Annotated in this window: 19 protein-coding genes; 7 read left to right on the top strand and 12 right to left on the bottom strand. The window is 31.8% G+C overall.

The annotated features are described in order from the left end of the window. The first annotated feature begins 139 nt into the window (after window positions 1-139). On the top strand, window positions 140-292 hold the full coding sequence (locus tag GOY07_RS04450) for an ABC transporter permease (protein ID WP_367618212.1): 153 nt from the start codon (window positions 140-142) through the stop codon (window positions 290-292). 1,069 nt (window positions 293-1,361) lie between these two features. Here GOY07_RS04450 and ccmE read toward each other — a convergent pair. The 8 genes from ccmE to GOY07_RS03185 are packed head-to-tail and all read right to left on the bottom strand — an operon-like array spanning window position 1,362 to window position 8,366. Beyond that, the gene (gene ccmE, locus GOY07_RS03215; protein WP_175838175.1) at window positions 1,362-1,748 is read right to left on the bottom strand and encodes a cytochrome c maturation protein CcmE; all 387 of its coding nucleotides are present in this window, start codon (window positions 1,746-1,748) and stop codon (window positions 1,362-1,364) included. Beyond that, window positions 1,732-1,869, bottom strand: coding sequence for a CcmD-like small membrane protein (locus GOY07_RS04755; RefSeq protein WP_458695339.1), 138 nt, complete (start codon window positions 1,867-1,869; stop codon window positions 1,732-1,734). Before GOY07_RS04755 ends, ccmE begins: the two co-directional genes overlap by 17 nt. Beyond that, the gene (locus GOY07_RS03210; RefSeq protein WP_175838173.1) at window positions 1,866-2,777 is read right to left on the bottom strand and encodes a biotin--[acetyl-CoA-carboxylase] ligase; all 912 of its coding nucleotides are present in this window, start codon (window positions 2,775-2,777) and stop codon (window positions 1,866-1,868) included. Before GOY07_RS03210 ends, GOY07_RS04755 begins: the two co-directional genes overlap by 4 nt. Before the next feature lies 1 nt (window position 2,778). Then, window positions 2,779-4,176, bottom strand: coding sequence for an NADH-quinone oxidoreductase subunit N (locus tag GOY07_RS03205; protein ID WP_175838171.1), 1,398 nt, complete (start codon window positions 4,174-4,176; stop codon window positions 2,779-2,781). Beyond that, the gene (locus GOY07_RS03200) at window positions 4,173-5,615 is read right to left on the bottom strand and encodes a complex I subunit 4 family protein (RefSeq protein ID WP_175838169.1); all 1,443 of its coding nucleotides are present in this window, start codon (window positions 5,613-5,615) and stop codon (window positions 4,173-4,175) included. The genes GOY07_RS03205 and GOY07_RS03200 overlap by 4 nt, the downstream gene beginning before the upstream one ends. A 3-nt stretch (window positions 5,616-5,618) precedes the next feature. Further along, window positions 5,619-7,475, bottom strand: a complete 1,857-nt coding sequence (gene nuoL / locus GOY07_RS03195) for an NADH-quinone oxidoreductase subunit L (RefSeq protein ID WP_175838167.1) — start codon at window positions 7,473-7,475, stop codon at window positions 5,619-5,621. A 4-nt stretch (window positions 7,476-7,479) separates the two neighbouring features. Then, on the bottom strand, window positions 7,480-7,788 hold the full coding sequence (gene nuoK, locus GOY07_RS03190) for an NADH-quinone oxidoreductase subunit NuoK (protein ID WP_175838165.1): 309 nt from the start codon (window positions 7,786-7,788) through the stop codon (window positions 7,480-7,482). After that, a complete protein-coding gene (locus GOY07_RS03185; protein WP_175838163.1) occupies window positions 7,779-8,366 on the bottom strand; it encodes an NADH-quinone oxidoreductase subunit J in 588 nt (195 codons plus the stop codon). The genes nuoK and GOY07_RS03185 overlap by 10 nt, the downstream gene beginning before the upstream one ends. A 1,373-nt stretch (window positions 8,367-9,739) precedes the next feature. On the opposite strand from GOY07_RS03185, the gene GOY07_RS04535 reads away from it, so the two are divergent. The 3 genes from GOY07_RS04535 to GOY07_RS03175 all read left to right on the top strand — a co-directional run bounded on the left by GOY07_RS04535 (window position 9,740) and on the right by GOY07_RS03175 (window position 12,472). Further along, the gene (locus GOY07_RS04535) at window positions 9,740-9,868 is read left to right on the top strand and encodes a hypothetical protein (RefSeq protein ID WP_256359449.1); all 129 of its coding nucleotides are present in this window, start codon (window positions 9,740-9,742) and stop codon (window positions 9,866-9,868) included. A gap of 240 nt (window positions 9,869-10,108) precedes the next feature. Then, on the top strand, window positions 10,109-10,354 hold the full coding sequence (locus tag GOY07_RS04705; RefSeq protein ID WP_175838161.1) for a transposase: 246 nt from the start codon (window positions 10,109-10,111) through the stop codon (window positions 10,352-10,354). Window positions 10,355-10,555: 201 nt separating this feature from the next. Further along, the gene (locus tag GOY07_RS03175; protein ID WP_175838542.1) at window positions 10,556-12,472 is read left to right on the top strand and encodes an ATP-dependent helicase; all 1,917 of its coding nucleotides are present in this window, start codon (window positions 10,556-10,558) and stop codon (window positions 12,470-12,472) included. 175 nt (window positions 12,473-12,647) lie between these two features. Here the strand turns inward: GOY07_RS03175 and GOY07_RS03170 are convergent, their stop codons facing one another. Then, on the bottom strand, window positions 12,648-13,625 hold the full coding sequence (locus GOY07_RS03170) for a quinone oxidoreductase family protein (RefSeq protein WP_175838160.1): 978 nt from the start codon (window positions 13,623-13,625) through the stop codon (window positions 12,648-12,650). Window positions 13,626-14,969: 1,344 nt separating this feature from the next. After that, window positions 14,970-15,146, bottom strand: coding sequence for a hypothetical protein (locus GOY07_RS03165; protein WP_175838158.1), 177 nt, complete (start codon window positions 15,144-15,146; stop codon window positions 14,970-14,972). A gap of 263 nt (window positions 15,147-15,409) precedes the next feature. Here GOY07_RS03165 and GOY07_RS04700 point away from each other — a divergent pair, with 263 nt between their 5' ends. Continuing rightward, complete coding sequence (locus GOY07_RS04700; RefSeq protein ID WP_175838156.1) at window positions 15,410-15,541, top strand: transposase; 132 nt, start codon at window positions 15,410-15,412, stop codon at window positions 15,539-15,541. Window positions 15,542-16,015: 474 nt separating this feature from the next. Here GOY07_RS04700 and GOY07_RS03155 read toward each other — a convergent pair whose 3' ends face one another. Further along, on the bottom strand, window positions 16,016-16,516 hold the full coding sequence (locus GOY07_RS03155; RefSeq protein WP_175838155.1) for a hypothetical protein: 501 nt from the start codon (window positions 16,514-16,516) through the stop codon (window positions 16,016-16,018). An 87-nt stretch (window positions 16,517-16,603) separates the two neighbouring features. Then, window positions 16,604-16,756 carry a magnesium chelatase subunit ChlI family protein gene (locus GOY07_RS03150; RefSeq protein WP_175838145.1) on the bottom strand — a complete coding sequence of 51 codons (153 nt, stop codon included), beginning with the start codon at window positions 16,754-16,756 and terminating at the stop codon, window positions 16,604-16,606. 1,257 nt (window positions 16,757-18,013) lie between these two features. Here GOY07_RS03150 and GOY07_RS03145 point away from each other — a divergent pair. Both GOY07_RS03145 and GOY07_RS03140 read left to right on the top strand, forming a co-directional pair. Next, window positions 18,014-18,622, top strand: coding sequence for a superoxide dismutase (locus tag GOY07_RS03145; RefSeq protein ID WP_175838143.1), 609 nt, complete (start codon window positions 18,014-18,016; stop codon window positions 18,620-18,622). Window position 18,623: 1 nt separating this feature from the next. Continuing rightward, window positions 18,624-19,895, top strand: coding sequence for a M16 family metallopeptidase (locus GOY07_RS03140; protein ID WP_175838142.1), 1,272 nt, complete (start codon window positions 18,624-18,626; stop codon window positions 19,893-19,895). Window positions 19,896-20,344 lie beyond the last annotated feature (449 nt).

Raw genomic sequence — 20,344 nt, 5'->3', positions numbered from 1 at the left:
TATTATTTGCCTAATGTAGCAAGGCAAGTAATAGAAATAGGCTTTTTCTCTTTGCCAATTATTAGACTTACAGGAATTTTTATAAAGAGTGATGGTTTTGCAAGACAGTTTGAGTACTTCATTGATTAGTTAGAACAAGATAATACCTAATCTTGTCACGGCCACTATTATTGAAGATTTAGAACCAATTTTAGTTAGTTTAATAATGGTAGGAAAGGTTGAGTTATCAATTGCTATAGAAATTAGCACGATGTATACCACCGAACAAATAGATGCACCTACACAGTTTTGAATATTAATTATTTCAAATACCTAATTGTACTAAGGATTTTAGCATCAGTTACAGTATTTTATATATTTACAATATGTGTACAGATCTAATAGGAGTATTCGGGGGATATATCACTGCAGTTTTAAAATAACCATAACTTAAATGTATATTAAATACACTACTCAATTCTTTAATATGTATGCTTTTATCGCCGGAGTAATAAAAGCAACTGCTTTTGAATGTTATATAATTTCCGTTTCAAGGAGAGTCGAGTACTTGGCATTGCTGGCAACATTAACTGTTGTTTTACTATATGCTGATCATTCTAATAAACTATATGATTACTTTAATTCATGTATAATGCTGTAATGTCAATATCAGATTTGCACCTATTTTTTAATGATAAGGAAATACTGAATGGTATAAAGAAGTCTTAGCATACAGAAGAAAGAATTACTAGTTATGTTTAGCGACTTAGGAAGCGGCAAATCTGTATGAACAAAGACAATTATCATCTTACTGGCATTAAATTTAGGACATATTAAGATAAATAGCAAAAATAAAAACAGATTTAAGATTTTATTTCAAAATTCCACTTTATTTGACTATGTTAGGTATGGAAAAATATTTCTTTTAATTGTAGGAAACGTTTCAATCTTATCAAAAAAGAGGTAAAAGCAATTAGCAATTGAAAAATTAAATGATGTCCAGGTTAGAGAAAAACATATCAGGTATGTTTTAGATAGAGTTATCGGGTAAAATGAAGAAAAGGGTGGCATTTACAAGAGCAGTTGCGTATAATTTAGAAATTATTATATTAGACATTAACCAACTTCAGGATTAAATTCTATCATGTTAGATATAGTAAACGAGATAATGGTAAGTCTGTCTAAAGATCTTAGTCATACAGTTATCATAGCTACATACGATATTTATGACACATTCAAAATTGCTGATGAAATAGCAGTGTTCTATGAAAGAAACATTATTTTTATGGAATCATTTAAGAAAATGGCCATACTAAGAATAAATATGTAAAGCGATTTATTTTTTATATAGGTACAAATAATAAAATTCCCTACCTTATCTCTTATTTTCGAGGCATATAATTTTCGTCATGTTTTGCAAATACCGTTTCTGCCAAAAAGGTATTGTTATCAAACATTTTACCTTGAACAACAACACCACTTTTTTCTGAGAACATTGGAGGGAGTATTCCCTGATATTTTATCATAACGCTTTTGTTAAAGTCTGTCATTTGGAAAATTACTTCATTCTTACTGTGTATTACACTACCTTCAACAACCATTCCACCTATACGGATTGGTTTTTGATTGTTTGGTAAAGTTATTGCTTCGCTTACTGTATAAAAAAATGAGATATTTTCTCTGAGCGTTGTTAAAATAAAAAAGATTGTACAATTTAAAAAGAAGAAAAATCCTGAAGCTATAAGTAATCTCTTATATTTCTTTTTCATTATTCTTTTTAAGATTTTCTAAATTTTTTTTACTTTTAATATAGCAAGAAGTAGTAAAAATCAGTTCTCCAGCAATTAATATAAAACTGATAAGGTAAGCAAAAATTACATATGTATTCATAATGTATTATCAATAAATAACTCACCTGCATTAAAATAGATTAATCTTCCATCTTTTTGCTGCAATACCAATCTACCACCTTTATCTATATCAATAAAAATTCCCTCATACAATTTATTAGCAAACTTTACACTAATTTGCTCATTCATTTTGAATGCTCTTTTCAACCACATTTCTCTTATAGTGCAAAACCCATCGAGCATCCATTGTTTTTTTAACTTATTAAAGTTTATTATTAATTCCTCTAATAGATATGTGTTTCGTAGCGTCATTCTAGCACGTGACATCGGAATTTGCATCTGTATTTCAGTGTCGGTTGCTGAAATAGCAGATAATGAGAGAAGCTTGCTAATGCAAGTTGCTCCTAAAAGTGGTGCGTGATTAATGTTAATTCCAATTCCTATTACCAGCCAATTTGAATTGGATTTTTTTTCAAGCAATATTCCACTTATTTTTTTTCCATTAACAAAGATATCGTTTGGCCATTTATATTGAACGTTACTATCATTTATAAACGATAGTAACGTGTTTCCAACAGCAAGAGCAGTAACAAAAGTTAATCCTGTTAGTTTGCTTAAATTTTCTCTGTCATTCCAACGCTGGATTTTGATTTCATGTGCTGGAATGACACCAAAGTGTGCTGCTACACTTAATTCACCATTATGGTATATGATGTTAGGACCTAGTGCTGGAATTTTTAAGAGGTCTATGATAAAACTTACATGAAAATTACCTTGGAGAGAAATCCAATTCTTTCCAGTGCGTCCCCTACCTTTTGTTTGTTTATCGGCAATAATAACGGTTTCATTTAATATTCCTCTATCAATCAAATCCAACGCTTTTTCATTAGTACTTGAAACTTCTTTGTAATGATAAATATGAAAGCTCTCAAATATTTTATGGCTCATTTTATAAACTTTTAGTTATTAAGTGGATCAGTAAGTGTAAATCCTCTACGTACATAAAAAGAACAATATTAATTAATGAAGCTACTGAAGTGACAATAAATAGACTCTTGGAATAAATAACTTTACTGTCACTAGGCTTGTTGAAATACATGGCTTTTATAATGCTTAAATAGTAATAACATGATATAACACTTGCTACTGTGAGAATCAAAGACATACCAATAAAGCCAGAATTTACCAAGCTTTTAAGTATAAAAAGTTTAGCGAAAAAACCTGCAAGTGGTGGTATTCCCGCCATCGAAAGTAATAGTACAGAAAGGTGAAATGCTAAAACAGGGCTTTTTTTGCCTATACCAGATAAATTTGCAACACTGCAATTGTCATCATCAATTTGTATAAAACATGAGAACAGTCCTATACTGGCAATTATGTATATAATTAAGTATATCAGGGAGCTATTTGTCCCCATCCGTGTAAAGATAGAAAGTGAAGCAAGTATGAAGCCAACATGACCGATTGAACTGTAAGCTAGAAGTCTTTTTAAGTTCCTTTGGCGCAAAGCTCCAAGAGCTGAGATAAGTACAGATAGTGCTGAAACGTATAAAAGAACAGGTTGAAAATACTTTGCTATACCTACTAACTCTTCACCCATAAAAAATCGAACTAAAAACGTCACAAGTGCAATTTTGGGAACTGTAGAAAAAAATGCAGTTACTATAGTTGGCGCACCTTGATAGACATCTGGAGCCCATATATGAAAAGGAACAATAGCAAGCTTGAAACATAAACCAATAAGGATAAAGAATAATCCAAAAACTATTCCATAAGTTATCTGGTGATCTTCTAGGAATGAACTTAACTCAGAAAAATTGATTAGTCCTGTATACCCATAAAGTAGCGATACTCCATATAGCATGATGCAGGAAGATAATGCACTTAGTGCAAAATATTTCACACCTGCTTCGCATGAATAAACTGAATCCTTATTAAAACTCGCAAGAACATATAGAGGTATACTCATCAACTCAAAAGCTAAATAAAAAGAGATTAAATTATTTGATGAAACGAAAGTTATCATGCCAAACAGCGCCAAGGGAATGAGTATTGAAAACTCATATTCATAGTCATACTTTGATAAATTTAGCAGTAAAAGCACTAAAATTCCAGCTATAAGGATCAATCCCTGAGCTGATCTAATATATAGATCGAGTTTCAACAATGAATTAAAAGGAAAAATTCCATTATTTTTTGCTGATAGTATTAAAATAATTAAAGTAACTGTTGTGCAGCCAAGCGCCAATAAATTGATAGTGCGACGGTTAAATACAATTCCAAGCAGTAGCAATACTAACGAAGAAATAATAGAAAAGGTTTCTGGTAATATCTGTATGTAATTCATAGGGCATTATACTTGATTAACAAATTTACCATGTATGGTTTTAAGTAATTCAGTGCAAGAGCTGGGTAGAATCCAAGCAAAATAACAAGTACTGCAAGCAGAGCTAAGATAGAAAATTCTATCATATCCAAGCGATTATTTAATAATTTAGAATAGCTAACTCCCCATATTATTTGCTTGCATAAATTCAGCATATAAACTGCGCTCAAAATAGTGCTAAATGCGATGAATCCTGTAAAAAATCCTATGCTTTTAAATATTCCAATCATAGCCAAAAATTCACCTATAAAGCCAGATGTTCCAGGTAGTCCTATCGAAGACATTGAAAACAGAATGAACATAAAACCAAGTTTTGGCATTGTATTTACTATGCCAAAATACTTTGCAATCTCCAAGGTTCCAGTTCGAGCATATAGCATTCCAACACATAGAAATAAAGCAGAAGAAATAAGGCCGTGACTAATCATTTGGAATATGGCACCAATCACTCCCTCTTCACTAAATGAAAATAGGCCGGCAGTAACGATCCCCATATGTGCTATTGAAGAATAAGCTATTAACTTTTTTATATCGTCCTGAGCAAATGCAACTAATGAAGCATATATTACTGCAATTGTACTTAACACAATAACGAAATTTGCAAGGTAGAAACTTGCCTGTGGAAGCATTGGAATTGAGAATCTTAAGAATCCGTATCCCCCCATTTTAATAAGCAACCCAGCTAAAATTACAGATCCAGAAGTTGGAGATTGCACATGCGCATCAGGGAGCCAAGTATGAAATGGAATCATCGGTACTTTTATTGCAAAAGAGGCAAAAAATGTAATCCATAGCAATGATTGCACTTCAGGATCAAGACTTGGTACTAGTGTAGCTAATTTCCGTATATCAAAAGTTCCAAAGACATTATGAATGTATACTAACCCAAGCAAAAATAACAATGAACCAACTAGCGTATAAAGGAATAACTTAAATGCTGCATATACTCTCTGTTTTCCTCCCCAGACGCCGATGATGAAAAACATTGGCACTAAAACAGCTTCAAAAAATATATAAAAGCTTATAGCATTCAGCGAAATGAAGAAACCAACCACGAAACCCTCAAGCAGTAAAAATAATGTCATATACGGCTTGAGGGTTGTATAACTCATTTTGCAATTGTAGAGCATACAAATAACAAATAGGAAAGTTGTAAGTAGAAGGAAAAGCAACGATATACCATCCACTCCTACTCCAGCATTTTTAATTGGATAGCTGACAAACTGAAAGTCTGTATTATTATAATCAAACTTTATACAAACTATAACGCTAAGCAAAAGTGGAAGTACGGAAAAAAATAGAGAGATAAATCTTAGATATATTGACTTATAATCAATCTTGATTAAAGTTAAAATTAACGCTCCTATTAACGGAAGCAGAAATATGCTAAGTAGCAACACCTTTTATTTAATTCCAATAATATACAAGGCACCGATTACTAAAGTAACAAACATAATAAGTGCATAATCAAATATATAGCCGGTTTGTAACTTTGTAGAACTTTTTGAACATTCATCAATTAACTTTACGATACCATTTGGTCCAAATGAATCAATAATCTTAACATCAAACTTCCATAGAAGCCTAGATATAAACTTCACAGGTGCAATTATGGTAAGTCCGTATACTTCATCAAAATACCATTTATTCTGTAAAAATTTAAGTAAAAATTTACCCTTAATTTGTTTAATTATTTGATAATAGTAAATCAAATACGCAAGTGCTACTCCACTTAAGCTTATTAAGGTAGGTAATAATTTTATAAAGAAACTATGAACTTTATACTCACCAATAACTACTAAACTCGACTTCCAGAATGTACTACTAGTTATGTTCAAAATATTTGTTCCCCACATTCCAGAAAATATCGATCCAAAAGCAAGTATTAGTAGCGGTATAAGCATAATCTTTGGTACTTCATGTATATTGATTTCACCTTGTCTTTGACTATGAAATACAAGAAGTAGCAACCTCCAAGAGTAAAACGCTGTAAAGAACGCAACAATTAAGCTTACTATAAAAGCAAAATTATCCATACTATAAGCATGTTCAATTATTAAATCCTTTGAGTAAGAACCTGCAAAGGGAAATATTCCAGAAAGTGCAAGAGATGCAATCCATATAAGAACATAAGTGCAAGGGATTTTCTTCCAACAATTTACCATTTGCTGAATGTTTTGCTCATGCTGCATTGCGTGAATTACATTGCCTACACCGAGAAATAATAAAGCCTTGAAAAAGGCGTGCGTCGTTAAATGAAAAATAGCTGCATTGTAAGCAGAAAGGCCACAAGCCATAAACATATAACCAAGTTGACTGCAAGTTGAATAAGCAATTATTTTCTTTATATCATTTTGCGTAATTGCAACGGTAGCTGCAAAAAAAGCAGTGAGCGCACCAATAATAATTATCAATTTTTGTGCTATATTTGATAGCTCAAACAATGGAGAACATTTTGCTACTAAAAATATACCAGCTGTCACCATCGTTGCTGCATGAATAAGGGCAGACACGGGAGTTGGCCCTTCCATCGCATCTGGTAGCCAAATATGTAAGCCAAGCTGAGCAGATTTACCCATACAGCCAATAAAAAGTAATATACACATTATGTGAATTACTTTAAACTCACAGCAGAATGTCCTGATGCTCTGCGCACCAAAAAAATCAGCTGTATTAAAAATTTCAGTAAAATTCAAAGAATGAAACGTGTAATAAGTGAGAAAAATTCCAATTAATAGCGCAAAATCTCCTACCCTATTTACAATAAATGCTTTGACTGCTGCATTATTTGCAGAATATTTTTGAAACCAAAACCCTATGAGTAAATAAGAGCACAAGCCAACTCCTTCCCAGCCGAAGAAAAGTTGCACGAAATTATCGCTTACAACCAGTACAATCATGCAAAACGTAAATAGTGACAAGTAAGAAAAGAACCTAGATTTTCCTTTATCATGCTTCATATAACCAACAGAATAGAAATGAACTACCAACGAAACGGTGGTAATTACAATTAGCATCAAAGATGAAAGAGCATCAACACTAATTGTCCAATCTACTTTTAGGACGCTCAACGAAAGTAGAGGAAATAAAACAATATGATGATTTTCGGAGAAGTTGAGGAAAATGTACCAAGATAAAGCTGCGGATATTCCAACTCCTGCAATTGTAATTAACTGGCTAAAAATACTCCTTCTAAAGAAGGCTGCAAATAATGAACAAAAAAGCGGCAAAAATACTATTAATTTTAGTATACCTGTCATACCTTCATTCCTTCATTAAACTCGCTTGTTCAACATCTATGTTGCCATGGCTCCTATAATACACAACCAGTATCGCAAGCCCTATACCAGATTCTGCTGCGGAGGCAGTCAATACAAACATGACAAAAATTTGCCCAACTATATCATGTATAAAGGCAGAAAAAGCAACTAAGTTGATATTAACTGCTAAAAGTAATATTTCCACTGATAACAGTATATTAATTATGCTCTTACGGTTGATAAAAATACCGCTCACTCCAATAGTGAATAAGATAGCAGCAACTACTAAGAAATGATTTAATCCTATTTCCATTCTACTCCTTTTCTAAATTTAGCCTTAATCAGCTTTACAGACGAAGACTGTGTCAACTGCTTGAATACATTCTGTCTTTTAATTGCCTTCTTCTTGTTCTGTAAAGTGAGAGCAATTGTACCGACAATTGCAATGAGCAGCAAAATACCAGAAAGATGGAAAGCATACATATAGTCAGTATACAATAAGTTACCAATAGCTTTCACATTATTGGTATTATAATTTATAATATTGCTTATATTTAGCGCTGAGCTGCGAATGACAAAGCTGATAATCAGAAAAAATACAACACATAATATAGCACTAAAAATGAAATGCTTTGCAAAACTCTGGTGTAGTCTTATGTAGTCAATATCAAGCATCATAACCACAAAGAGGAATAGTACTGCAATTGCACCGGTATATACTATCAATATCATCATAGCAATAAATTCAGCTCCAAGGAGGATAAAAAGCACTGTAGAGCTAACGAAGGTAAGAATTAAAAATAATACGGCATGCACAGGATTCTTCATGCTAATTACACAAACAGCAGATAGAATGCTCAGAATTGAAAAAAAATAAAAGAAAAAGGGCATTAATATTTTAACTACAATAATGGTTACTAATTTAAAGTAACTATTGTTGTAAAGTCAATAAACTTCTTACATAACAGCTTGTTGGGCATATAGTAACATTTTTACAAGTTTCACAACCTCATTATTGTAACATTAAGGATATTTTTAAGCCAACTTGTTTTTGATTTACAAATTCAATGACAAAATTTAGTAAAAAACTTCAAATATTTATTGTCAGGTTATACCGAACTATTGCAGTGCCATATCTTTTTAATTTTTCTACATTTAACTAAGTCGCGCTTAAACTAAGCGTCAACACATTATTACAGCGTCAATTTAAATTATTATAGGTAAAAACTTGCTACTTAGGGTTTTTGTCCTTTTTTTGATTGTTAAATTTATTGACATTCTCAATTACAATCTAAAAGCAAGAATAAAAAATTCTAATATTCTAAGCTGAATGCAGCTACCACGGAGTTTCTTTTGCCTTTTAATGTAAGAGGATTATAGTAAATTCATACCAGTCCTCATTGTTAGTGGGTTAAATTAAGTGACATTGCAATGTCATTTAATTGTTGAGTGAGAAAAGAGAGGTAATAAGCTTGTGCAAAAGCACTTTATAAGTAAAACAATTATATTACAGACTTTAGATTACATAAAATATTCTGTTCTATATGCAACCAAAATTTCTCGATAAGGTTGAGCTTGGGTAAATTCTGATTTATGTCAATTAGTACAATCTGTATAAGATTTAAGCAAGGCTTCTTGTATTCTTAAATATTGTGACATTTATTCAAGAAATATATTCATACGATCAGTATTGATATTCGGCACAAATAAGCTAGAATTCTCTCTATTTTTAGGGTTAACTATACCCCCCACTATAGGGACGAAAATTTCGTCTACCTAATTTTATTTTAACCCGCATTCTAGCACTAATTACTACTGCCAAGGAACACGGATAAACAACAATGGGAAAGAGGCCATGCTGAAGTAAGTAAAATAGCTAAGTTAAATGGTGCCTGAAATCCAAACTATTGGATGGAAAATGTGAAATAAGCGAAAGAAACGCTGAAGGAAGTATGAAATAACACATATGTGCAAAAAAACTAGATGCTGTGATTGCAACAAAAAAAGCACAATATAATAACGGCCGTAGCAAGAATAGCGTTGACTATATGGGTATAGTATCTAAAATTTGGAAGAGAAGAAAAATTGTCTGCTTGCCTTTAACGTTGTAAAAAACTAAATTGAATCTTGGGCTAATTAAAACAAGTTGAAGTATAAATGCAAGAAAACCCCTATTTTACTACTAATAGAGATGAGAATAAGACATTTAGGAAAAGTTTGGCTTAAATGTCAGCAAGTTTTCAGTACACCGTGATATGCAAAAAATGAAATTTTCATATATTGCACCAAGAACAATTCATAATGAACAAGGTAAAGATAGATTAAAGAAAAGTTTTGAAAAAGTTAGTAAGCTTATTGGCAAGTATCCTAAATCAAGAGTTATTCATCTTTGATGAATCGAGTTTGACACACATCTGAAAGTTGGACATTAGTGTTTTGAAAAGGCGTTAAAGCACAAGTTAAAGTAAAACCAGATAAACAAAATTTTTATCTCTGAAAGAGCAGCTAATACTGAATTAAGAGAGTTCTAGCTTATTTATACTGAGTGTCAACACTGGTTGTATGAATATATTTCTTGAATAGATGCCAATATTTGAGAACACAAGAAGCCTTGCTTAAATCTTATATAGATTGTGCTAGTTGGCATAAATCAGAAAATTTATAATGTACCTAAAAATATTGAGATTATATACCTACTACCATATTTACCTAAGCTCAATCCTATTGAGAGACTTTGGTTGCATATAAAACAGGACACTTTGCACAATAAAACCTATAATACAATTGCTTTGCTTAAGAGCGTTTTGCGCACAAACTTATTACCTCTCTCTCAGTCAGCAATTAAACACCTCTGTAATGTTATTTATTTGACTTATTAACAATGAGAATTAGTATATTTAGTGATAGAATTAGTTTTTTTGCTTTATATAAAATGATGATATTTTGGTATCAGGTGATCTGCAAAAAATTTTGCCTGGTATATTTGGGGATTTATCTCATCGTTAATTGCATTGAGAACAGAAACTTTACATAGTGTAACAATTGGGTTAACTTATGTAACTATATCTGGTAGAGCTGCAATGAACGATTATCTCTCGCTGCTAAATTCGGAACAACAATCGGCTGTAATCAACGTAGATGGGCCGGTTTTGATACTGGCTGGGGCTGGGACGGGAAAGACAAGAACGATTACTTCAAGAATAGCACATATAATTCGAAATGGCTATGCTCATTCTGATGAGATATTGGCAGTCACATTCACAAATAAAGCAGCAAGTGAAATGATGTCGAGAGTACTTGAATTTACGGGCACAAATATACCATGGCTTGGTACTTTTCATGCAATTGCAGCAAAAATTTTACGTTGTCATGCTGAAGTTGTAGGTTTAAATTCCAATTTTACAATTATTGGCATGGATGACCAGCTACAGGTAATAAAAAATATTATTAATGAAGTAAGTCCCAGCAATTTATTAGAAAAACATAGTACCATTATGAACACCATTCAAAAATGGAAAGAAAAGTGCTTGCTGCCGTTTGAAGTGGAAGAAACTCAATTATTTAGGCCAATATACGTAACTGCATTAAAAGTTTATTATCAATATCAGGAGAGGTTGAGATTTCTTAACTCAGTTGACTTTGGTGATTTACTACTGTATAATATACAGCTCTTCAATCAAAAAACTGAAACTTTGTCCTATTATCAGGGCAAATTTAAGTATATTATGGTAGATGAGTACCAAGATACAAATGTAATACAGTATCTTTGGCTAAAGTACCTTGCAAAAGAGCACTCAAATATTTGTTGTGTGGGGGATGATGACCAATCGATATATAGCTGGCGTGGTGCAGAGGTTGAAAACATTTTGAAATTTTCTGACGATTTTAAAAATGCAAAAACTGTCAAACTAGAATGTAATTATAGGTCAACATCTCATATACTTGCAACTGCGTCATACGTTATCAATCACAATAAAGCTCGCTTAGAAAAAAAATTGTGGACAACAAATATCAAAGGGGAAAAGGTAAATCTAATAAAATTATGGGATGGGAAGGCTGAAGCAAGATTCATAAGCGAACAGATATTAAAGCTCAATAAATATAGATTCAGTGACATGGCAGTGCTGGTTAGGGCTACTTTTCAAACTAGAGTTCTAGAAGAATTTTTTATAAAAAATTTGATTCCCTACAAGATTATAAGTAGTGTAAAATTCTATGAACGTCAGGAAGTTAGGGATGTAATTGCATATTTAAGACTTGTTACAAATAGTAATGATGATTTAGCTTTTGAAAGGATAGTAAATCGGCCAAAGAGAAGTATAGGGCCTACCACCTTAAAAAAGATATACACTTTCGCTCAAGATAACAAAACTTCTTTCTTTGAAACGGCAAAAATATTAGTTGATAGTAATCAGGTAACTGAGAAAGTTAAACTATCACTGAATGATTTTTTAAATAGAATTAAAGCCTGGAAAGAAATGATAAATGTAAAACCACTATACAAATTTGTTGAAATAATAGTAAACCAATCAGGATATATTGAAATGCTTGAAAATGAAGAAGTAACAGGATCAGCGCGAATAGAAAATGTCAAAGAACTTATTTCATCATTAAAAAATTTCGATAATGCTACAACTTTCTTGGAGCATGTAAGCTTAGTTATGGAAGTGGATAATATGAATAACGAAAATACCGTACATATCATGACCCTTCACGCAGCTAAAGGGCTTGAATTTCCATGTGTGTTCTTACCAGGTTGGGAAGAAGGTTTATTTCCTCATCAAAGATCTTATGAAGATAAAAGTGGCAAAGCCTTAGAAGAAGAAAGGAGACTTGCATATGTTGGAATAACTAGAGCAAAGGAAAAGTTAACCATTTCATGTGTAAACAGGAGAGAAATGAATAATCAGTGGCAAATAATGTATGCTTCGAGGTTTATTAAAGAGCTGCCAAGGGAAAATATTGAGGTGATTGAGAGTAATATTGCCTACTGTTGAAATAGACGATTTTGCTATGTTTATACAGTTGCAAGTCAAGCTATAGAATGATAGAAATAAAGCTATAAAGAAATTATCTAACGCATTAATTAAGCTTTTTAATATTTACAGCTTAGGTAGCATGGTGACATAGCAGGGAAGTTTAGCCTACGTTAGTTATAAAGTTTAATTTACTTTAGGAAATTTTTATAATATTTAACCCACTTACTTTTCTATTTTCCATATCGCGATGAGCCTCCATCATTTCATCGAATTTATATTTTTTGTTAATCTTTACAGTTAAAAGTTTTTTCTTTATCATCTCAAAGATTTCCATTGCGGTGAGCATTAATGTGAATCTGTTGCATTTGTAATGATATATTGAAGTTCCTGTGGCAAATAAAGAACGTGAACTAAGTAAAGAAAAACTAATCTGAGCTCTACCTGATATTTGTCCATAGGAAACATATATGCCAAATTTACTAAGAGATTCAAAAGAAAGCTTACTTGTAGCATAGCCTATCGGGTCATACACTACGCCTACTCCTCTGTTCTGAGTAATTTCCATAATTTTAGAAACAAAGTTTTTATCATTATAATTTATTGCGTGCGTACAGCCATTCTGTAAAGCTATTTTCATTTTTTCATCAGAACTTACAGAGCCTATAATTACACCTTTTTTATCCTTTCCCCATTGGCATATTATCTGTCCTAAACCGCCATTAGCTCCGTGAACTAGCACAAAAGCGCCAGGTTTTATTTTATAAGATTGGTTAACTAAATAGTGAGCCGTCATGCCTTTAAACAGCACTGCAACTGCAACTTCATCATGTATCTCATCTGGAATTTTTATTAGGTATTTCTGGTGTATGACACGTTTTTCACAGTATGCTCCAGGTGGTGCTGTACAATAGCCAACTCTATCTCCAATCTGTAAATCATTACTTATTTTTTTGCCAAGCTTTTCAATAACTCCTACTGCTTCCACTCCAAGCACTGATGGCAGATCTTTAATTTTGCGGATGCCTTTTCTATGCTCTAAATCATAACGATTTAAACCTATAGCTGTGTGGCGTATTAAAACTTCCTCGCCTTTTGGTTCACATATGTTCTTATCTATAAACTCTAATACTTCTGGTCCTCCAGTTTTTTTTATTTGTATAGCTATAACCATGATGAATATAAAATAAAAACTTTAGTTATGTTATCTAACAACTGATCTCTTGCAAAACTATTTAGAGAATATACTGTAAAAGATGTATTAATAGTGAGGTAAGCTATGACAAATAAGATTTTTATTATATTTATGCAGAATATTAAATAGCATAAATAATGATCGCAATTTAAGTGCAACTAATAATAATAGAAAGAATGAGAGTAAAGTTAAAAGAGAAAAACAATTAATTTGAACCAGAAGTAAAAAAATTTTACAGCATCTGGAGAGAAATCTTATTAATTTTAAATTAAATATAGAAACGGAACTTAGTTATAAATCAAGCAATTTGCTTGACACAGTTATAGATTACATTAGCACGTGCTTTAAATTTTCCTTTGTGCTAAATGTGGCTAGGGCTTTAATAGGGAGTAGGAATTAACTTGCAAAATGGAAGAAATATCTATATGCCTGTGCTTAATTTAATTCTGCAGATGTATTGGCAATTTTTCTAAAAGCAGAGGCAAATGATGGTCTAAGTGAAGACCGTTATGAAAAAGCGGCTTTAGACCCCGTGCTGCTCGCTTATATAATAAAAGTAAGTCCAATATGAAAATTGCTGTGAGCTTTTAATTGAGCATGTGTTAGAAAGGAATCATAACGCATAAATACCAGATCATATAAAAAGAATAAAGAACTAGTTAAGTATTTGAACGTTTATTTCGTAAATAACGATAATAGAAATTGATTGGTTTAATCCAAAACATTAAAATACATGTAATTAGTCCACAAAGAGTCAATAAGGACTCTTATTTAATTTAATAGTAAATGATTAATAGAGCTTATACAAATTTTCATTGTTAGTGAATCAAATAAGTGACATTGCAAAATTGTTTAATTGTGAAATGAGAAAGAAAGATGTAAATTTACACAAAGTGCTTTTAAACGAAGCGATTGTATTATAAACTTTATTATGCAAAATGTTCTGTTTTATATACAACTAAAGTCCCTCACTAAGGTTGAGCTTGGGTAAAGTGGTGGTAGGTATATAACCTCGATATTTTTAGATACTCTTCAATTTTCTGATTCATGCTAACTGGCATGATCTATATAAGAAAATCTTCTTGTGTTCTTAAATATTGTGACATTTGCTCAAGAAGATATATTCATATTCTATCTATCTTTACCTTATTCACTATGAATTAGTTTTGGCGTAATATACAAAAATTTAATTTTTTGCATATCACGGTGTGTATTGTAGACTTGCTGATTATTTAAGCCAAATTTTTCTTGGATGTCTTAATTCTCATCTCTATTAGTAGTAGAATTGGGGTTTTCTTGCATTTATACTTCAACTTGTTTTAATTAGCTCCAATTCAATTTAATTTTTCTACGCCTTTGAAGGCGAGCAGATAATTTTTCTTCTCTTCCAAATTTTAGGTGCTTTACCCATATAGTCAACGCTATATTTCGCGCTTCCTTCAGCGTTTCTTTCGCTTGTTCCATAACTTTTTTATCCAATAGTTTTGATTTCAACACCATTTAAACCTAGCTATTTTACTTACTGCAGCATGGCTTCTTTTCCATTATTGTTTATTCGTGTTCTTTATGTAGTGGTAATTAGTACTGGAATGCAGGTTAAAGTAAAATTAGGGGAAAAATTTTCGTCTCTATGGTGCAGTTAATCCTAAAAGTAGAAAGAGTTCTAGTTTATTTGTACCGAATATCAACACTGATCGTATGAATATATTTCTTAAGTAAATATCACAATATTTAAGAACCAAGAAAACTTTCTTATATGAATTGTGCTAGTTGGTATAAATCAGAAAATTGAAGTATCTAAAAATATCAAGGTTATATACCTACCACCACATTTACCCAAGCTCAACCCTAGTGAGAGACTTTGGTTGTATATAAAACAAAATACTTTAACATAATAAAGCCTATAATACAATTGCTTCATTTGAAAGCACTTTGTGTAAATTCATATCTTTCTTTCTCATTCTGCAATATCACTTAACTTGATTTAGTAACAATGTAAATTGATATTATTAACTCTTTAATTTAAAAAACTTGACATCTGGTGAGACTTAAACGCTTTACAAGCGCATTTTACCTTAATATAGGTAAAAATCCTAGAAATTTTATAAAGACATACGGTGCACATAATACAAAAAATTAAACACACTATACAAACACAAGATCTTCTTGTTATTTTAGTTTACATTAAGAAGTTATATAAAATAGCTCTACCATTATGGGTAAAGAAATAGCAAAGCTTATCAAGTGGTTTTTTGCATTTTTGAGCTGCTTAAATTTCTGAAATTACAACGCTCACGCAGTTATACGGGAAATATTTAGAAGAAAAAGGGACAGAGACCTATCCCTTTTTACTGAAAATTGTCACCAACCTACGCAGGAGTTTTTTCTTCCTCTGTTGAGATTCTAAATATTTCCTTAAGCTCGTCTACCTTGCTTGCTGGTTTTTCATCTTTAAGTAACTCACGTGCTTTCTCAATTTGGCTTGTTTTACTGCTATTCATCCATGCACATATAGGCGCAGCTATTAAAGCTACCACCGAAGCAGCAATGATCAGGCTAGCAACTACTGGATGAGTAACTGCAAATGCAGATAATCCAGCAATAGCAGGGCTAATAAACGTTGAAATTTTTGTCCCAGCTATACCAATAAAGGCTGTATGAGCTGGGTTTAAAAAGCAAGCAGCTGTAAGTGTTACTACTGAAAGTGCACCAAGAACAATAGCAGTTGTTTTGTATGGATGATGGCATACATATTGCCAATTTGCGTCAGCAATTCCTTTAGTTGTACTCCAAAATCCTTCATCAGAATCTTTATATCCCTTTTCACTAGCTTTAATGAAGGAATCATTTTCCAAGATATTTATTGTCATAATTCTACTCCTTAAATAGAATGTGAATTTTTGTTTATAATGTTAATATATAATAAGGAAAAACTTCCTGTCAAGTATATTAGCTTATTAGCATACTCTTATTCTACAATTTAGCGCTTCTGCGATATGTGCTCTTTTTACTTCTTTACTTTTTATAAGATTTGCAATGGTTCTTGCGCTTCTTAATAAGCGTATATAGCCTCGATTAAGAATGTAGTTTTTTAGCGCATATTTTAGCAATTCTAGTCCTGCTTAGTTTGGCTTGATGAGTTTATTTGAGTTTTACTACTTATGTCATTCTCACTATACAAGGAATTAGTAAACAATAGTGGAAAAGAAGCTAGCTGAAGTAAGTAAAATGGCGTTGAAATCAAAATTACTAGATAAAAAAAGTCGTGAAACAAGCAAAAGAAATGCTAAAGGAAGTGTGAAATAACGCATATGTTACAAAAAAACTAAATGTTGTAATTGTAGCAAAAACACAGTATAACAGCGTTAGTAAAAATATATTGCATTTTAAAGATATACGCCAACTACATGGATAAAGCACCTAAAATTTGGAAGAGAAGAAGATTATCTACTTCCTTCAATATTGAGAAAACTAAATTGAATCTGAGGCAATTAAAACGAGTTAAAGTATGAATGGAAGAAAATCCCAATATTACTACTGAAGAGATGAAAATAAGACATTTAGGAAAAATTTGGCTTAAATATTAGCAAGTCTGCAGTACCTTGTGATATAAAAAATGAAGTTTTCGTATATTACGTCAAGACCAATTCATAATGAATAAGGTAAAGATAGATAGGAATAGTTTTGAAAAATTAATAAAGCTATTGGTAAATATTCTAATTAAGAGTTATTCATCTTTGATGAATCGCGGTTTGACATACATCCGAGAGTTGGATACTGGTATTTAAACAAAGGCATTGAAACATAAATTAAAGTAAAAATCAGGTAAACAAAATTTTTATCTCTACAGTGCAGTTAATTCTAGAAATGGAGAAAATTCTAGCTATATCCTGAATTATAGAGTATCAAGTAATAAGTTTGCGAAGCCAGAATAATGATCATTGCATTTCATGCTGCCCAAGTGCTATTGCCTTTTTTCTTTCATAGTTGTTTTTGAAGTGTTAGAATCATGCTTTATTTTTAATAAGCATATCCTTAATTGGTATATAGTGCTATTAATATAGTATAAAGAATTTGTAAAAATTATTTTGTGAAACTTTATTGCCATTATTTTGTTCTACAGTAGGAACAGTTCCTTGTTGATGAGTATATTGCTTAAGATTGTTGTGTGTTAATATAATTAATATATTAGCTTTCTAAAAAACTATGTATAAATAAAGGATCTGATGATTATTTACCTAGTTATACTAGCATAACTTTTTTAAAAGTAGTTATAATAGGTGTATCAATATTTTAACCAAATTATATGTTGCACAGGAGTATATATTATCCTACTATTGAAGTGGATCAAAAATGAAGGAATTAGCATGAGTTTTACTTTAACTGAGCTGCCATATGATAAAACGGCTTTAGAGCCTTATATATCTGCGAAAACCTTAGATTTTCATTATGATAAGCATCATAAAGGGTATTTAAATAAGCTTAATGAGCTAATTGAGAGTACAGATTATCAAAATGTGAAAATTGAAGAATTAATAATGAAGGTTCACGGCAATAGTGATGAAGTTTCTGTTTTCAATAATGCTGCACAAGTTTGGAATCACACTTTTTATTGGAATTCAATGAAAAAGAGTGGTGGTGGTAAGCCTAAAGACGATGGTATTCTGATAAAAAAAATTCAAGATGATATAGGTGGCTTTGATAAATTCCATGAAGAATTTTTCAATCATGGAATAGGTCAGTTTGGTAGTGGATGGATATGGTTAGTGCTTGAAAGAGGTAAACTAAAAATTACCAAAACTCCAAATGCGAATTTGCCGTTAATTTATGGTCAAGTACCACTACTTACTATGGATGTGTGGGAGCATGCCTATTACTTAGATTGTCAAAATCGTAGAATTGACTACATAAAGGTTTTCCTTGACCACTTAATTAATTGGGACTTTGCAGAAGAAAATCTAAAAAAGAATATGTAAGATGAATATGCCCAGGGTAACAAAACTGGATAATGGTCTGCGCATAATAACTGAGCAGGTGCTTGATGTTGATTCTGTAGCTTTGAATATACGAATTGGTGTTGGCAGTAGAGCTGAAAGTGTAAATCAAAATGGGATATCTCATTTTCTAGAGCACATGGCTTTCAAGGGAACAAAGACAAGAACTGCATTTGAAATTGCACAAGCTTTTGACGATATAGGTGGAGTGTTTAATGCCAGTACCGGTAGAGAGAGCACGAATTACTATGTGAAGGTTCTCAAGAAAGACATAAAAATTGGCATTGGTATATTAATAGATATATTGATGAATTCTACGTTTCCAGAAGATGAATTAGAACGTGAAAAGGGTGTTGTAATACAAGAAATTTTGCAAACTAATGATTCACCGAGCGATATCATCTTCGATAAATATTTTGAGGTAGCTTACAAAGATCAGCCATTTAGTAGGTCAATTTTAGGCACGCAGGATACTGTTAGATCATTTGCTCGAGGGGATTTAAATAATTATATAAACGAACATTACTTTGGCGAGAATATGATATTTGCTGTTGCCGGCGACATTGAGCATGAGGAGGTTGCTCAGTTAACAAAAGATTTTTTCTCGAAGATTTCTTCTCAAAAATTCAAAGAAAACCAAGCTGCAAATTGCACTGGTGGTGAGTATCTGGAATATCGCAAATTAGATCAGGTGTATTTGCTAATAGGTTTTCCTAGTGTTTCTCGCCATGATAATAGGTATTACACGTTTCAAGTGCTTGATTCTATATTAGGGAGCGGAATGTCATCACGTTTATTCCAAGAAGTAAGAGAAAAGCAAGGATTAGCTTACTCTGTCTATTCATTTAATTCCAGTTATACTGATACAGGTATGCTTTCCATTTTTGCTGGTACGGACAGTAATAGCTTAGATAAACTTTTAAAATCCATAACCACGGAATTAAAAAAGTTATCTACGGATGATTTGAGGGAAGAAGAAGTAAATAGAGTAAAAGAGCGGATCAAATCCCAAATTTTGATGTCGCGTGAAAGTGTTAGTTCTCGTGCTAAAGCTTTAGGGCATTATTATGGTAACTATAATAGATACATCAGCAAAAATGAACTGATAGAAAAAACTAATGCAGTTACTACTGCTGATGTAAAAAAAGCAGCAGAAGAATTACTATTTAAGCATGAAAAAACTACTTTAGCTGCAATTGGAGAAATTAAATCACTGCCGTCCTATGATAAAGTGATTTCTATGCTTAGAGCTTAGTTTATTTTATATAGCTTTGCCAGGCCATTTGCCAAAAATATTACAAAATAGTTGAAAAGCTCTTCCTATGGATGGATTGCTTTTTTTGTCTGGTAAAGAGGGTATATTTTACTTGAGGTGTCAGCTTTCTGTTACTTCTATACTAGATAAGATATTTAAATTCATCCTATAACTAGACAAATAGCTATAGCAGGTGCGGTACCTACTGCAATTAATGGTAGCCTAACTAGAGATGTGATGACTGATTGATATTTTTCTTATTACTAGCTATAAATAGCTCACAAAACGATACTTTCAATGTATTAGTATTATTGTGTATTGTCTTCTTTTTAAGGAAGATTAAAAGAGTGTAGCGCATATATGCAATACGTTGATTCTTAAGTTTGTCTTATGCTTTATCAAATTTTGTTATTGTATGTACTGTTGTAACAAGTCTAGTTATTTTTTCA

Origin of the sequence: Wolbachia endosymbiont of Litomosoides sigmodontis (genome assembly GCF_013365435.1) — a bacterium.
Classification (GTDB): domain Bacteria; phylum Pseudomonadota; class Alphaproteobacteria; order Rickettsiales; family Anaplasmataceae; genus Wolbachia.
Note: the sequence above shows the minus strand (reverse complement) of the source record. Positions and strands in the feature narration are given on the sequence as shown.